A 677-nucleotide genomic window follows, 5' to 3' on the forward strand; every position below is an offset into this window, starting at 1 on the left:
CCCGCACGCATCACCGCGACCCGATCACTCACCTGACGCACCACCGCCAGATCATGGGCCACGAAGATGTAGGTCAACCCGAAGTCGTCCTGCAACTCCGACAACAACCGCAGCACCTGATCCTGCGTGGACACGTCCAACGCCGACACCGGCTCGTCGCAGATGATCAGCTTCGGCTTGAGGATCAACGCCCGCGCGATCGCGATCCGCTGACGCTGCCCACCCGAGAACGCGTGCGGGAACCGGTTGTAGTGACCCGGCTCCAACCCCACCCGCTCCAACAGCTCCTGCACCTGACGGCGCACCTTCTTACCGTCCTTCTCCCCCTGCACCCGCAACGCGGTACCGATCGCATCCCCCACCGTCACACGCGGATTGAGCGAGGAGTAGGGATTCTGGAACACCATCTGCACGTCCCGGCGCAACGGACGCAGCGCCCGCTCGGGCATGTGGGTGATGTCGCGGCCCTCGAACTCCACCCGGCCCCGCGTGGGCTCCAGCAGACGCATCACCATCCGCGACAGCGTCGACTTACCCGACCCCGACTCCCCCACCACGCCCAGCGTCTCACCGCGGTGCAGGTCGAAGGAGACCCCCTTGACCGCCCAGAAGTCCGTGGCCCTGCCCCACATGCCACCGCGCACCCTGAACCGCTGCGCCACATCCTCCACCCGAAG

1 protein-coding gene is annotated in these 677 nt (G+C 66.8%); it reads right to left on the reverse strand.

Going from position 1 to position 677, the window contains the following annotated elements; genetic code table 11:
- Nucleotides 1-677 (reverse strand): ATP-binding cassette domain-containing protein (locus FYW99_RS31610; RefSeq protein WP_150256281.1); only part of this gene is annotated, 677 nt, incomplete at both ends.

This window comes from Nocardiopsis deserti (assembly GCF_008638355.1).
In the GTDB taxonomy this organism is placed as follows: Bacteria; Actinomycetota; Actinomycetes; order Streptosporangiales; family Streptosporangiaceae; genus Nocardiopsis; species Nocardiopsis alborubida.